Annotated in this window: 13 protein-coding genes and 1 tRNA gene; 4 read left to right on the top strand and 10 right to left on the bottom strand. The window is 71.5% G+C overall.

The genetic code is table 11. The features are described 5' to 3' along the window. Window positions 1-107: 107 nt before the first annotated feature. The 4 genes from QOM21_RS17365 to QOM21_RS17350 all read right to left on the bottom strand — a co-directional run bounded on the left by QOM21_RS17365 (window position 108) and on the right by QOM21_RS17350 (window position 1,843). A tRNA-Ser gene (locus tag QOM21_RS17365) sits at window positions 108-194 on the bottom strand. 68 nt (window positions 195-262) lie between these two features. After that, window positions 263-763, bottom strand: coding sequence for a tRNA adenosine(34) deaminase TadA (tadA, locus tag QOM21_RS17360; RefSeq protein WP_407551149.1), 501 nt, complete (start codon window positions 761-763; stop codon window positions 263-265). 134 nt (window positions 764-897) lie between these two features. Further along, complete coding sequence (locus QOM21_RS17355) at window positions 898-1,446, bottom strand: hypothetical protein (protein WP_407551147.1); 549 nt, start codon at window positions 1,444-1,446, stop codon at window positions 898-900. A 190-nt stretch (window positions 1,447-1,636) separates the two neighbouring features. Continuing rightward, window positions 1,637-1,843 (bottom strand): hypothetical protein, encoded by a 207-nt coding sequence (locus QOM21_RS17350; RefSeq protein WP_407556026.1) that lies wholly within the window; start codon window positions 1,841-1,843, stop codon window positions 1,637-1,639. A 258-nt stretch (window positions 1,844-2,101) separates the two neighbouring features. On the opposite strand from QOM21_RS17350, the gene QOM21_RS17345 reads away from it, so the two are divergent. Continuing rightward, the gene (locus QOM21_RS17345) at window positions 2,102-3,499 is read left to right on the top strand and encodes a recombinase family protein (protein ID WP_407555706.1); all 1,398 of its coding nucleotides are present in this window, start codon (window positions 2,102-2,104) and stop codon (window positions 3,497-3,499) included. Window positions 3,500-3,626: 127 nt separating this feature from the next. Then, window positions 3,627-4,262, top strand: coding sequence for a uracil phosphoribosyltransferase (upp, locus tag QOM21_RS17340; protein WP_398554016.1), 636 nt, complete (start codon window positions 3,627-3,629; stop codon window positions 4,260-4,262). Between the two features lie 141 nt (window positions 4,263-4,403). Here the strand turns inward: upp and QOM21_RS17335 are convergent, their stop codons facing one another. The 3 genes from QOM21_RS17335 to QOM21_RS17325 form a co-directional block, all read right to left on the bottom strand. Next, on the bottom strand, window positions 4,404-5,057 hold the full coding sequence (locus tag QOM21_RS17335; protein ID WP_407551145.1) for a LytR C-terminal domain-containing protein: 654 nt from the start codon (window positions 5,055-5,057) through the stop codon (window positions 4,404-4,406). A gap of 127 nt (window positions 5,058-5,184) precedes the next feature. Continuing rightward, on the bottom strand, window positions 5,185-5,481 hold the full coding sequence (locus QOM21_RS17330; RefSeq protein WP_030084955.1) for a type II toxin-antitoxin system VapB family antitoxin: 297 nt from the start codon (window positions 5,479-5,481) through the stop codon (window positions 5,185-5,187). A 248-nt stretch (window positions 5,482-5,729) separates the two neighbouring features. Further along, window positions 5,730-6,374: a DUF4232 domain-containing protein gene (locus QOM21_RS17325; RefSeq protein ID WP_407551143.1), complete on the bottom strand. Its 645-nt coding sequence runs from the start codon at window positions 6,372-6,374 to the stop codon at window positions 5,730-5,732. Window positions 6,375-6,671: 297 nt separating this feature from the next. Here QOM21_RS17325 and QOM21_RS17320 point away from each other — a divergent pair, with 297 nt between their 5' ends. Both QOM21_RS17320 and QOM21_RS17315 read left to right on the top strand, forming a co-directional pair. Then, a complete protein-coding gene (locus QOM21_RS17320; RefSeq protein WP_407551141.1) occupies window positions 6,672-8,294 on the top strand; it encodes an apolipoprotein N-acyltransferase in 1,623 nt (540 codons plus the stop codon). A gap of 138 nt (window positions 8,295-8,432) precedes the next feature. Next, a complete protein-coding gene (locus QOM21_RS17315; RefSeq protein WP_407551139.1) occupies window positions 8,433-9,344 on the top strand; it encodes an alpha/beta fold hydrolase in 912 nt (303 codons plus the stop codon). Here QOM21_RS17315 and QOM21_RS17310 read toward each other — a convergent pair. The 3 genes from QOM21_RS17310 to QOM21_RS17300 all read right to left on the bottom strand — a co-directional run bounded on the left by QOM21_RS17310 (window position 9,341) and on the right by QOM21_RS17300 (window position 12,004). Further along, the gene (locus tag QOM21_RS17310; protein ID WP_407551137.1) at window positions 9,341-10,570 is read right to left on the bottom strand and encodes a GTP-binding protein; all 1,230 of its coding nucleotides are present in this window, start codon (window positions 10,568-10,570) and stop codon (window positions 9,341-9,343) included. The two genes, QOM21_RS17315 and QOM21_RS17310, sit on opposite strands and share 4 nt — an antisense overlap. Window positions 10,571-10,576: 6 nt before the next feature. Next, on the bottom strand, window positions 10,577-10,747 hold the full coding sequence (rpmF, locus tag QOM21_RS17305) for a 50S ribosomal protein L32 (protein WP_398554011.1): 171 nt from the start codon (window positions 10,745-10,747) through the stop codon (window positions 10,577-10,579). A gap of 201 nt (window positions 10,748-10,948) precedes the next feature. Further along, complete coding sequence (locus tag QOM21_RS17300; RefSeq protein WP_407551134.1) at window positions 10,949-12,004, bottom strand: NAD(P)-dependent alcohol dehydrogenase; 1,056 nt, start codon at window positions 12,002-12,004, stop codon at window positions 10,949-10,951. Window positions 12,005-12,022: the final 18 nt, after the last annotated feature.

Below are 12,022 nucleotides of genomic sequence, written 5' to 3'. Positions count from 1 at the left end.
GGGTCAGCCGGTTTGCCGGTCCCCGCGACTCCACGCCGGGGCGGCGGCTGCGACCGGGTACGACGAAGGCCCCGATCCGCAGGGGATCGGGGCCTTCACCTTCAGAGCGGTAGCGGTGGGATTTGAACCCACGGAGGAGTTGCCCCCTCACACGCTTTCGAGGCGTGCTCCTTCGGCCGCTCGGACACGCTACCGAGAGAGAGCTTAGCCCACAGGGGGCCGTGCTCCGAAATCGGATTCCGGGCAGCGGTGACCGCGGGCCTCAGCGGCCGCGGAAGAAGGCGGTGAGCAGGGCGGCGCAGTCGGTTTCGAGGACGCCGGTGATGACCTCGGGACGGTGGTTGAGGCGACGGTCGCGGACGACGTCCCACAGGGAGCCGACCGCGCCCGCCTTGGCGTCGCGGGCGCCGTAGACGACCCGGTCGACCCGGGACAGCACGATCGCGCCCGCGCACATCGTGCACGGTTCGAGGGTGACCAGCAGGGTGCAGCCGGTCAGCCGCCACTCCCCGACCGTGCGGGCGGCGGCGCGCAGCGCGAGGACCTCGGCGTGCGCGGTCGGGTCGCCGGTCACCTCGCGTTCGTTGTGGCCGGTGCCGAGCACCGTGCCGTCCGCGGACAGCACGACCGCACCCACCGGGACGTCACCGGTTCCGGGGGCGCGCGCGGCCTCGTCCAGCGCCTGCCGCATCGGTGCGATCCAGGGATCGCGCAGCGGGTCGGGGGCGGGGGAGTGAGAAGAGGCGGATGGGGGCCGGGTCATGTCCCCAGTGTCAGGGACGGGACCCGGCGTGGTGACCGGTGCCTGCCGGGCGGCCGGTCCGGATGAGGAGGGGTGCCGGGCCCGGTGTCGGAGACCGGGGCCCGGCGGAGGGCGGGCGCGCGGCCCGGCTGCCGTCAGCGCACGGCTTCCAGGACATCCGTGCAGCCCAGGGAGTCGGCGATGGTGGAGAGGGCGTCGCCGTCGAGGGCGAGCAGATCCTTCTCCTCGACACCGAGGTCGGCCAGGAGCTCGGAGTCGCCGAGCGGGCCGGGTGGCGGTACGAGGCCGCCCGATTCGCTCACCGCGTCTTGGGGGTCGCTGTTGTCAGCGCTGTCGTCCGATTCGGGTTCGCCGTCCTCCGTGCCATCGAGGTCGAGGGTGTCGAGGTCGGCCAGATCGTCCTCATCTCGGCCGAGGAGCTCGTCGGTCAGCATCGCTCCGTACGAGCTTCGGGCAGCGGCGGCGGCGTTGGAGAGGAAGATCCGAGGGTCTTCCTCGCCGTCCACCCGGATGACGCCGAACCAGGCGTCCTCCTGCTCGATGAACGCCACCACTGTGTCGTCGTCGACCGCTGCCTCTCGGGCCAGATCGGCCAGATCGGACAGGGTCTCCACATTGTCGAGCTCTGTATCGCTCGCTTCCCACCCGTCTTCGGTGCGCGCGAGCAGTGCGGCGAAATACACCGTGACTCTCCCACTGGTCATTAGCGTGCCGGGCCGGGCGGGGCGGCGCCTGGTGCGCCGCGGGTCCCGCCCCTTCGGAATCGTGGCAGAAAGTGCGCGCTCGCGCGGGGTCTTCGGCGCTGCGTCGTGCGGCGGTTCTGCGAGATGTCGCTCACGTGCAGGAGCGCGGACGGGGGCGCGGAGGCTCGGGTCACCAGCGGAATGTGCGCATCCGCATGGCCTGTCGCATCCGCGCGGCCCGTGCGCGACGCGGCTGTACGCGGTCGCGCAGCTCCTTGGCCTCGTGCAGTTCACGCAGGAACTGTGCCCGGCGCCTTCGGCGCGCCGCGTCGTTCTCGACGCCGTGGGCGGTGGACATGGCGTCCTTCGTGTCGTCGCTCCGCTTACGGTCCGGCACGCGTACCCACCACCCCTGGAGGAGGTCCTCGCCCGATGCCGAGCTGACAAATCGAGCGTACGTGCCCACTTTCCCTCGTTTCGGTGGTTTGATGCCAGCGAAACCGCGGAGCCGATCCGACCACCGGGCAGCCCCGAGCGGGCGTCGGGGCCCGAGGGCTCGGCTGCTGCCTCGAATTGATCATGCTCCATGTCGTTGATGAGCCAACAATTCGGTAGGGCACAAAAAGTTTGATGCTGAAGGACTGGCTCCACGCCCATCCTCATTGCGCGCTCGTGCACGTCACCGAGGACCGCTCGGTATCCCGGGGCCGTCGCCCTGAAGGAGCGCCCCGAGCTGGGACCCTGGCTCGCCGACGGCAAGCGCGACCGGTGGGATGCGGTGTGGGTGAGCACTCAGGACCGCTTGGGCCGCGATGACCTTCACTTCATGGCGTTCGTCAAGGACCTGCTCGACTGGCGGAAGACCATCCTCGTTCACGACGATCCTTCGTTCGACGTCACCACCGAGACGGGTCGGCTCATCGCCTACGCGAAGGCGACCCAGGCCGCGGCGGAACTGACACGCATCCGCAAGCGCGCCGTGGACTCGCGTGACTACCTGCGACGAAACGGCTACTTGAGGACGCTGCCCGGTCCTGAAGGGCGGGAGCCCAAGGGTGCCAAGGGCGTCGCGTGGCACCCTTCCGTGATCGGCCGGCAGTTCCGGAAGCTCTCGTGCATCGGCCAGGTGCAGTACCAGGACAAGGAGTTCGGGAAGCTACGCACCGCCGAGCAGGACAACGGGGACCCCGTCATGTTCACCGAGGAACCGATCCTGACGCGTGAGGAGCGGGAAGCTGTCCTCGTCCGCATCGGCGAGCGGGCCGGCAAGCCTCAGCGTGCACGCCGTTCCGTTGCCCGACTGAGCGGTGTCGCGCGGTGTGGAACCTGCCGTCAGCGCATGACGATGAACCGAGTGACGCACCAGCTCAAGAACGGGCCGGTCACCTACGAGCGCTACCGGTGCGCCTCGACAACGACCGCGAAGCAGTGTGATGAGCCCGCGTACATCGAGAAGGAGACGCTGGACGCACTTCTGGACACCTTCCTGTCGCGGGAACTCGGCTCCCGGGAAGAGATCCGCATCGTCAAGCACGCGGGGGAAGATCACACGGCGGAGCTGGAGCGGTACCGCGCGCGTCTCGACCGGCTCGAGAAGGAAGACGAACAAGGGTGGTACGACGACCACCGCGACTCGTACCTGAAGAAGCGGCGCAACATCCTCGAGCACATCAAGGACCTTCAGGCCAAGCCCGTGATCGCCGCGACCGTGACCCGCGAGCCGACAGGGCGCACCTTGAAGCAGAAGTGGGAGGGGATGACGAGTGAGGAGCAGCGCGAGCATCTGATCGCCCACAACGTCATCATCGGGGCGTGGCGCTCAGGCCAGGTCCCCAAGCAGCGCGCCGCCTTCATCTGGTGGGGAGACCTCTCCGGTGCGCCCGGGGCGATGGCCGTTGAGCCCGGGCCGGACGTCCTGGGGGGCCTCCAGCGGTTGAACCTGACGCAAGAGCAGGACGCGAAGGTCCAGAGGTGGATCAAGGAAGCGGTGCCGGAGGGGGCGGACCGGCCTTGGACGGCCTCCCGGTGGGCGAGATCGGATAGGCAGCTGTGAGGCGCCTGGCCGGGTGCCTCAGGGAGGTCGCCCGCTCGGGCGCCGTTGACGCAGGGCACCGGTAGCCTGGTTGGTTGCGGGTCGCTTCTGCGGCCGTTGTGGCAGAACAGACCCCTTGGAGGATTTAGTGCGTTTGCATGTCGTCGATCACCCGCTGGTGGCGCACAAACTCACCACACTGCGCGACAAGCGCACCGACTCCCCGACTTTCCGGCGGCTCGCCGACGAGCTGGTCACCCTGCTCGCCTACGAGGCCACGCGTGATGTGCGCACCGAGCAGGTCGACATCGAGACCCCGGTGACGGCGACCACCGGCGTGCGGCTCTCGCACCCCCGGCCGTTGGTCGTCCCGATCCTGCGGGCCGGTCTCGGCATGCTGGATGGCATGGTCCGGCTGCTGCCCACCGCCGAGGTCGGCTTCATGGGCATGGTGCGCAACGAGGAGACCTACGAGGCGCACACGTACGCGACGCGGATGCCCGACGATCTCTCGGGCCGCCAGGTGTACGTCGTGGACCCGATGCTCGCCACCGGCGGCACGCTGGTCGCCGCGATCCGCGAGCTGATCAAGCGTGGCGCGGACGATGTCACCGCCATCTGCCTGCTGGCCGCGCCGGAGGGCGTCGAGGTCATGGAGCGGGAGCTGGCCGGCTCGCCGGTCACGGTGGTCACCGCGGCGGTCGACGAGCGGCTGAACGGCGACCGCTACATCGTGCCGGGGCTCGGTGACGCGGGCGACCGGATGTACGGCACCGCGGGCTGAGGCCCCGCGCCGCTTCTCTCAAGCCACAGCCAGGGCCCCTCGCCGTTGATCGGCGAGGGGCCCGGTTGCGTGGTGCGGGCGGGACCCGTCAGTGCGCCGCGTGGTGCGCGGGGCGGCGCGGGCGGGGCGGCCGGTGCGGTGTCAGCACTTGTCGGCCTTCGAGGGCCGGGGGGACGGCTGGGTGAGCAGGGCCAGCGACTTCTCGGCCTCCTGGGGCTTGGCCAGCTCCTTGAAGCCGTCGCCGATGAGGAGATCGAGTTCGGTGCCCTTGCGGTCGTCGGTCTTCTGTTCGACGCCCGTGAGCTGGGTGGCCAGTACCTTCAGGGGGCCGTCGACCGCGGACTTCGGGCCGAGCAGTATCGCGGAGCCCTTGATTTTCTTGTCGTAGGCCGCCGGGGCGTTGCCCACCTTGCCGATCTTGAAGCCGCGCTTCTTCAGCTCGTCGGCGGTGCTCTTGGCGAGACCGCTGCGCGGTGTGGCGTTGAAGACGTTGACCGTCAGCGCGGAGGGCTCGGGCAGCGGTCTGACGGCGGCGGGCTTGGCGTGCGGGCCCTTCGCGGAGTCGGCGGTGGGGCACTTCTCCTTGCCCTGGGCGGCCTGGGCGGTGCTGCTCTTGCCGCCGAAGACATCGATGAGCTGTAGGGACCCCCAGCCGGTCAGGCCGAGGACGCAGACCGTGGCCACGAGGGTCAGGACGATCCTGCGGCGGTGTCGGGGACGGCGCATCCGCGGGTACCTGTCGCCCGTGATGCGGTACTTCTTACCGCCCATGCCTGGGGGCGTCAGCATGCTCATGGCCGCAGCGTAGTGCGGGCGAGGGGCCGTGCCTACTAAATGATCAATGCGTGGCGTAAGACCCCACCCAAAAGGATCAATTTTGGGCAGGGGAGGGCCTGGTGAGGGCGGTGGGACGGTTGGGGCGTCAGCCCAGTTCGAGTACGCGGGCGTGCAGGACCTGGCGCTGCTGGAGGGCGGCGCGGACGGCACGGTGCAGCCCGTCCTCCAGGTAGAGGTCGCCCTCCCACTTCACGACGTGCGCGAAGAGGTCGCCGTAGAAGGTGGAGTCCTCGGCGAGCAGCGTCTCGAGGTCGAGCTGCTGTTTGGTCGTCACCAATTGGTCGAGGCGTACCGGGCGCGGGGCGACGTCCGCCCACTGGCGGGTGCTCTCCCGGCCGTGGTCCGGGTACGGCCGCCCATTTCCGATGCGCTTGAAGATCACACGGAAAGCCTACCGGGCAAGCGGCACCGGGCGCAGCCATGCCGCAGGACTGCAAAGCGGGAGAAGTGGAGCAAAGCGGGAACGGTGGGTGAGGGCGGGCCCTGTTTCCGGCCGTGGTGACGGCTCGTCGGGCCGCGTTCGCCGCCGGTGCGGCGGCCCGAGGGGGCAGTGACACGAACGAGTTACCGCGTGTCGTACAGGCGCGTGTCGCACGCGCCGGGCGCGGACGCCCTGTCCGCGCCCGGTTGTTACCACTTGAGGGCGTCGGCGCGGCGCGACTGCCAGTACGTGACGCGGGCGGTGTTGTGGTTGACGTACACCGGGGGGCCGCTGTCCAGACCGACCTGGGCGGGGTCGGTGCGGGCTGCCAGGGCGACGCCGAACTGGGAGATCTTCTTGCCCTCGCCGCCGGTGCCGTCGGCGGCGGTGGTGGTGATCGCGGCGTACGCGGTCCGGTCGGGAGCCAGGGAGACGACGGCCCGCGGTTTGCTGGCCTTGATCACCGGGGTGGCGGTGCGCTGTTCGTCGTGGAACCGCAGGATCGGGTACGGCTGGGCGGCGAAGGTGCAGGTGCGGTCGGAGAGGTTGGTGACGGCCAGCACCATGTGGCCGGACGGCCGGCGGACCCCGCCCGCGTGGAAGGCCAGCATGTCGGGGGTGCAGGCCCGCCGGTCGCCGGGTCCGGAGCCGGTGGGGGTGGGGCCCGTGGCGGAGACGCCGGGCCGGGAGGCGGCGGGCTCGCTCCGGCTCCCTTCCGCGGGTGAGGAGGCGGTGGCGGGGGCCGCGTCGACGGGTTTGCCGTGGCCGTGGCATGCGGTGAGCGGCAGTGCGGCCGCGGCGAGAAGTGCGGCGGCGGCCAGGCGGCGGGCGGTGGCGGCGAGGGCGGTTCGCATGGGGTCCCCCGGGGACGTACGGCGGGCCCGGCCCGCGGCGGAGGTGCGGGGCGGTGGGTGGGGACGATGGTCGGCGGTGGCACTGGTGATCGGCTAACGCGTGGCTAACGCGGACGGAGCGGCACGGGCGGGCTCCTGGGGCTCCCGGGGCCTTGCTCCGCCCCGTACCCGCCCGGCGGACCTGACGAAAGTCGGGGGTCGGTCCTGTCGAACGGCAGCGGTGCCGGGTGCCCCGGTGTCCCTAGCGTTCCGACCCGCATCGACCGATGCGGACGCGGCACAGGAGGGGAGTGCACCGTGCTCGGACTGCGGGAACGGAAGAAGGACGAGAGCCGGCCACGCGGGGTGGCGCCGGAGGGCGACGGGGGCGACGGGGTGCCGCGGGGGCGTCCGCCGGGCCGGTGGCTGTGGGTGGCCGGCACCGCGCTGCTGGTCCTCGCCCTGCACAGCAACTGGCATGTGGCGCTTGCCGCCTGGCTCTTCCCGGTCTTCCTGCTGCGCTACGCGCGGCTGCGCCCGGCCCGGTACGGGCTGCTCCGTATCGGCTGGGCGTCCGCGTCGGCGACGCTGCTCTGGCTGGTCTCCACGGGCATGGTGTTCGTGCCGACCGTGGTGGGTGTGTTCGCGGTGCTCGCCGTGCTGCAGACGCTGCCGTTCGTCGCCGACCGGCTGATCGGGGTGCGCAGCAGGTCGGTGCTGACGACGCTGGTCTTCCCGACGGTGCTGGTCGGGGGCGAGTATCTGTTCGCCGAGCTGGCCGACTTCGGGGACTTCGGTGTGCTGGGCTTCACCCAGCACGGCTTTCTGCCGCTGATCCAACTCGCCTCCGTCACCGGTGTCCACGGCGTGAGCTTCGTCGTGGCGTGGACGGCGTCCATGGCGCACTGGGTGTGGCAGGGCGGGCTGCCCCGGCCGCGTGTGCGGCGCGGGGTGCTGGTGTGGGCCGGTGTGCTGGCCGTGGTGCTGGGTGCCGGTGGTGTGCGCCTGCTGTTCTTCGCGCCGGTGACGGACACCGTACGGGTCGCGGGGGTCAGCGCGGGGCGGGCCGCGGAGCGGGACACGCGCCGGGCGCTGGACCGGATCGACCCCGAGGGATGGCGGCCGCGGTCGGCCGTCGGGGCCGCTCCGGAGCGGGTGCGGAAGGCGCTGGCGCCGGTGGCCGACGATCTGGTGGCGGCCACCGACCGTGAGGCGCGGGCCGGCGCGCGGATCGTGGTGTGGCCGGAGACGCAGGCCGGGGTGCTGGAGGGCGATCAGCGGCGGCTGCTCGGGCGGGTGGCGGCGATCGCCCGCGAACGCCGGGTGTACGTCAACGCGGCCTACGGCCTCTACCTCCGGCAGGCCCCGTACGTGCGGAACCTCTCCGTCCTTCTCACCCCGGAGGGCAAGGTGGCCTGGACGTACGACAAGGCGCATCCGACGCCCATGGAGACGATGACGCCGGGCAGCGGCAACGTCCCGGTGGCGGACTCGCCTTACGGGCGGCTGGCCACGGTGATCTGCTACGACGCCGACTACCCGGAGCTGATGCGGCAGGCGGCGGACAAGGGTGCCGGCATGATGCTGGTGCCGGCCAACGACTGGGTGGGTTTCGAGTCGCTGCACGCCCAGCGGGCGGTCTTCCGGTCCGTGGAGTACGGCTATGCGATGGTCCGGCAGTCGGTCAACGGGGTCGCCACCGCGGTAAATCCGCAGGGCCGGGTCCTGGGCATGGCGGACTACTTCACCGCCGGCCGGCAGACGCTCGTCGCCGAAGTGCCGGTGCAGCGGCGGACGCAGACCCTCTACGGCGAGACCGGTGCGGTGTTCGCGGTGCTGTGCGTCGCCGGGTCGGTGGCCGTCGTGGGCTTCGGGCTGCTGTGGCGGCGGGGGCGGCGCTCCGAGGAGAGCGGGACCGGAGAGCGCGACGTCCTGAAATGACAGGCGTCGGCCCCCTCCCGTCCCGCATCCGTACGCGTGCCGTCCGGGGCCGGGGCGCCGGGCCGCACGGGTGGATACAGTCCCGGAGACCGCAGCACCGTCACAAGGGGGAAGGACGCTATGCAGCGCGCGGAACGCATGGTTTCAGTGGGCGAGATCACGTTGTGGACGGAGGAGTTCGGCGATCCGGCGGATCCGCCCGTACTGCTCGTCATGGGCTCGATGTCGCAAGGGCTGCTCTGGCCGGAGGAGTTCATCGGTCTGCTGGTGGCGGGCGGGCGCCGGGTCATCCGCTACGACCACCGGGACGTCGGACGCTCGACCTCGCGGGACTTCGCCGCGCACCCCTACACCTGGCACGCGGTCAAGGACGATGTGGTGGGCCTGCTGGACGCCCTCGGGATCGAGCGGGCGCATGTCGTGGGGCACTCGGCGGGCGGACTGCTGGCCCAGTGGATCGCGGTCGAGCACCCTGAGCGGGTGGCCACGCTCACCGCGATCGCGTCGTCACCGCTGGGCGGGGGCGAGGGGCAGGTGCTGATGCGGGCGCTGACCGGCGAGCCGCAGCCGGCGGGCAGTCTGCCCGGGCCCGCGCCCGCCTTCGTCGAGCTGTTCGCGAAGGCGGCGGTGGGCCCGCCGCCCGAGGGACGGGCCGGACTGATCGACTTCCAGGTGGAGATGGCCCGGATGCTCCATGGGACGGTGCTGCCGTTCGACGAGGACGCCCAGCGCCGGTTCGAGGAACTGCTGTGGGACCGGGCGGCCGATCCGGCCGCGTCGGGCAACCACCGGCTCGCCTGGGCCGCCGACCCCGGGTTCGAGCCGACCGGCGCCCTGGGCGGGGTACGGGCCCCGGCGCTGATCGTCGAGGGGACCGAGGAGCCGGTCAAACCGGGGCACGGGCGGCTGATCGCCGAGGCGATTCCCGGGGCCGGCTTCCTCGCCGTCGAGGGCATGGGGCACACCCTTCCGCCCGAGGTGCACGAGGAGCTCGCCGGTGCGATCCTCCGGCACACCTCCCCCGACGCCGTCGGCGGCGGCCTCGACTAGGCGATGAGGGCGGCCCGCTGTGCGATCGGCAGGCCGCCCTCGTCGTGCTCGCAGACCTCGTCCGGCCCGTCGTGCACCGCCCATGCGGGGAACGGGTCGCCGGAGGCCGCGGGGACCGGCTCGTCGGCCGTGAGGAGACAGGCCGTCAGGGCGGCGTGCAGGGACTCCGGCCGCAGTCGGGTGCCGATGAAGACCAGTTCCTGGCCGTACCGGGGCTCCTCCGCGGTGTCCGCACCGGGCTCGCCGTCCGCGTCCGCCATGCCCGAGGGCTCGAAGCGGGCGACCGCGCCGGCCTGGGACCACAGCCCGGCGATCCCGGGGCGGGTGGCGAGGCGGAAGAAGCCCTTGGAGCGCAGGATGTCGCCGTGGCGGCCGCTGTCCAGCTCCTCGGTGACGAAGTGCCAGAGGCGGCCCGGGTGGAAGGGGCGGCCGGCCCGGAAGACGGTGCTGGAGATGCCGTACTCCTCGGTCTCGGGCACATGGTCGCCGTTGAGTTCCCTGACCCAGCCGGGCGCCTCCTGGGCCCTCTCCAGGTCGAACCGGCCGGTGCCGAGCACCTCGTCGGGCGCCACCCGGCCCCGCCGGGCGCGGATGACGCGCGCGGCCGGGTTGAGGCGGGTGAGGGCGGCCCGCAGGCGCAGGAGGGTTTCGGTGTCGACCAGGTCGGTCTTGTTGAGCACGATGACATCGGCGAACTCGATCTGGTCCACGAGGAGATCGCTGACCGTGCGGGTGTCGTCCTCGTACTGGCCCAGGCCGCGCTCGGCCAGCCCGTCGCCGCCGGTCAGTTCGGGAAGGAAGCCGGCGGCGTCGACGACGGTGACCATGGTGTCGAGCCGGGCGAGATCGCCGAGGGTGGCGCCGTCGTCGCGGGGAAAGGCGAAGGTGGCGGCGACCGGCATCGGCTCGGAGACGCCGCTGGACTCGATCAGCAGGTAGTCGAAGCGGCCTTCGCGGGCCAGCCGTGCGACCTCCTCCAGCAGGTCGTCGCGCAGGGTGCAGCAGATGCACCCGTTGGTCATCTCGACCAGCCGCTCCTCGGTGCGGGAGAGCGCCGCGCCGCCGCCGCGGACGAGCGCGGCGTCGATGTTGACCTCGCTCATGTCGTTGACGATGACGGCCACGCGCAGACCTTCGCGGTTGCCCAGGATGTGGTTGAGCAGGGTGGTCTTGCCCGCGCCCAGGAATCCGGAAAGCACGGTGACGGGCAGCCGGGAGTGCGCCACGGCCGGTCAGTCCCTCGGGTCGATCAGGCCGAGCCGGACGGCCTTCACCAGGCGGCGCGGCACCTGGTACACCGAGCCGTCGACCGTGACGGGCACCAGCGCGGGGACGGTGGCCTTCCACTGGGCGCGGCGGTGGCGGGTGTTGCTGCGGGAGAGCTTGCGCTTGGGTACGGCCATGGTGGTCCGGGCCTCCTTCGGGACGGGCGGTCGTCCGAAGGCTATATGAAAATGGATTCCATTTCCAAGTGGGGGGACGTGAAGGCGAACGCCCGGGGCGGCCCGGCAGGGGCCGCCCCGGGCGCAGTGGTGCCGGGGAGAGGTGGAGCGGGGTGTCGCCGGAGGATCAGGTGTCCGGGCGGCGGTGCCCCGCGCCGCTCGTCAGATCGTCGAGGTGTCGATCACGAAGCGGTAGCGCACGTCACTGGCGAGCACCCGCTCGTACGCCTCGTTGATCTGCGTCGCGTCGATGACCTCGATGTCCGCGGCCAGCCCGTGCTCGCCGCAGAAGTCGAGCATCTCCTGCGTCTCGCGGATGCCGCCGATCATCGAGCCGGCGAACGACCTGCGCCGGGGGATCAGTGCGAACGGCGCGATCTGCAGCGGCTTCTCCGGGGCGCCGAGCTGGACCAGCGTGCCGTCCGTCGCGAGCAGACCGAGGTAGGCGTTCAGGTCCAGGTCGGCGGAGACCGTGTTGACGATCAGGTCGAAGGATCCGGCCAGCGCCTCGAAGGTGGCCGGGTCGGAGGTGGCGTGGTAGTGGTCGGCGCCCAGGCGCAGGCCGTCGTCCTTCTTGCGCAGCGACTGGCTCAGCACGGTGACCTCCGCGCCCATCGCGTGCGCGATCTTGACGCCCATGTGGCCGAGGCCGCCCAGGCCGACGACGGCGACCTTCTTGCCGGGGCCGGCCTTCCAGTGGGCGAGCGGGGAGTACAGGGTGATGCCGGCGCAGAGCAGCGGGGCGGCGGCGTCCAGCGGGATGTTCTCGGGGATCCGCAGGGCGTAGTTCTCGTCGACGACGAGGTGGGTGGAGTAGCCGCCGTGGGTTTGCTCGCCGTCGCGGCCGGTGGCGGCGTACGTGCCGACGTTGCCGAGTTCGCCGGTGCAGTACTGCTCCATGCCGGCCAGGCAGTTCTCGCATTCGCGGCAGGAGTCGACGAAGCAGCCGACGCCGACCCGGTCACCGGTGCGGTAGCGGGTGACCTCGGGGCCGACCTCGGCGACCATGCCGGCGATCTCGTGTCCGGGGACGATCGGGAAGGTGCCGCCGTCTCCCCACTCGGCCCGCACGGTGTGGATGTCGGAATGGCAGATACCGGCGTACTTGATGTCGATCAGGATGTCGTGGGCACCCAGCTCGCGGCGCGGAATCGTGGTCCGCTCCAGCGGTGCCTTCGGGGCGGGTGCGGCGTACGCGGCGACAGAGGTGTGGGTCATGCCATCGAGAATGCGGCA

This window comes from Streptomyces sp. Pv4-95 (assembly GCF_045782725.1).
Classification (GTDB): Bacteria; Actinomycetota; Actinomycetes; order Streptomycetales; family Streptomycetaceae; genus Streptomyces.
This window is presented reverse-complemented; position numbering and strand designations above follow the sequence as displayed.

Bases quoted from the DNA above. Each gene is read 5' to 3' on its own strand.
- tadA (WP_407551149.1), bottom strand. From the start codon at position 763: ATGACCCGGCCCCCATCCGCCTCTTCTCACTCCCCCGCCCCCGACCCG.
- QOM21_RS17335 (WP_407551145.1), bottom strand. From the start codon at position 5,057: ATGAGCATGCTGACGCCCCCAGGCATGGGCGGTAAGAAGTACCGCATC.
- QOM21_RS17325 (WP_407551143.1), bottom strand. From the start codon at position 6,374: ATGCGAACCGCCCTCGCCGCCACCGCCCGCCGCCTGGCCGCCGCCGCA.
- QOM21_RS17315 (WP_407551139.1), top strand. From the start codon at position 8,433: ATGGTTTCAGTGGGCGAGATCACGTTGTGGACGGAGGAGTTCGGCGAT.
- rpmF (WP_398554011.1), bottom strand. From the start codon at position 10,747: ATGGCCGTACCCAAGCGCAAGCTCTCCCGCAGCAACACCCGCCACCGC.
- QOM21_RS17300 (WP_407551134.1), bottom strand. From the start codon at position 12,004: ATGACCCACACCTCTGTCGCCGCGTACGCCGCACCCGCCCCGAAGGCA.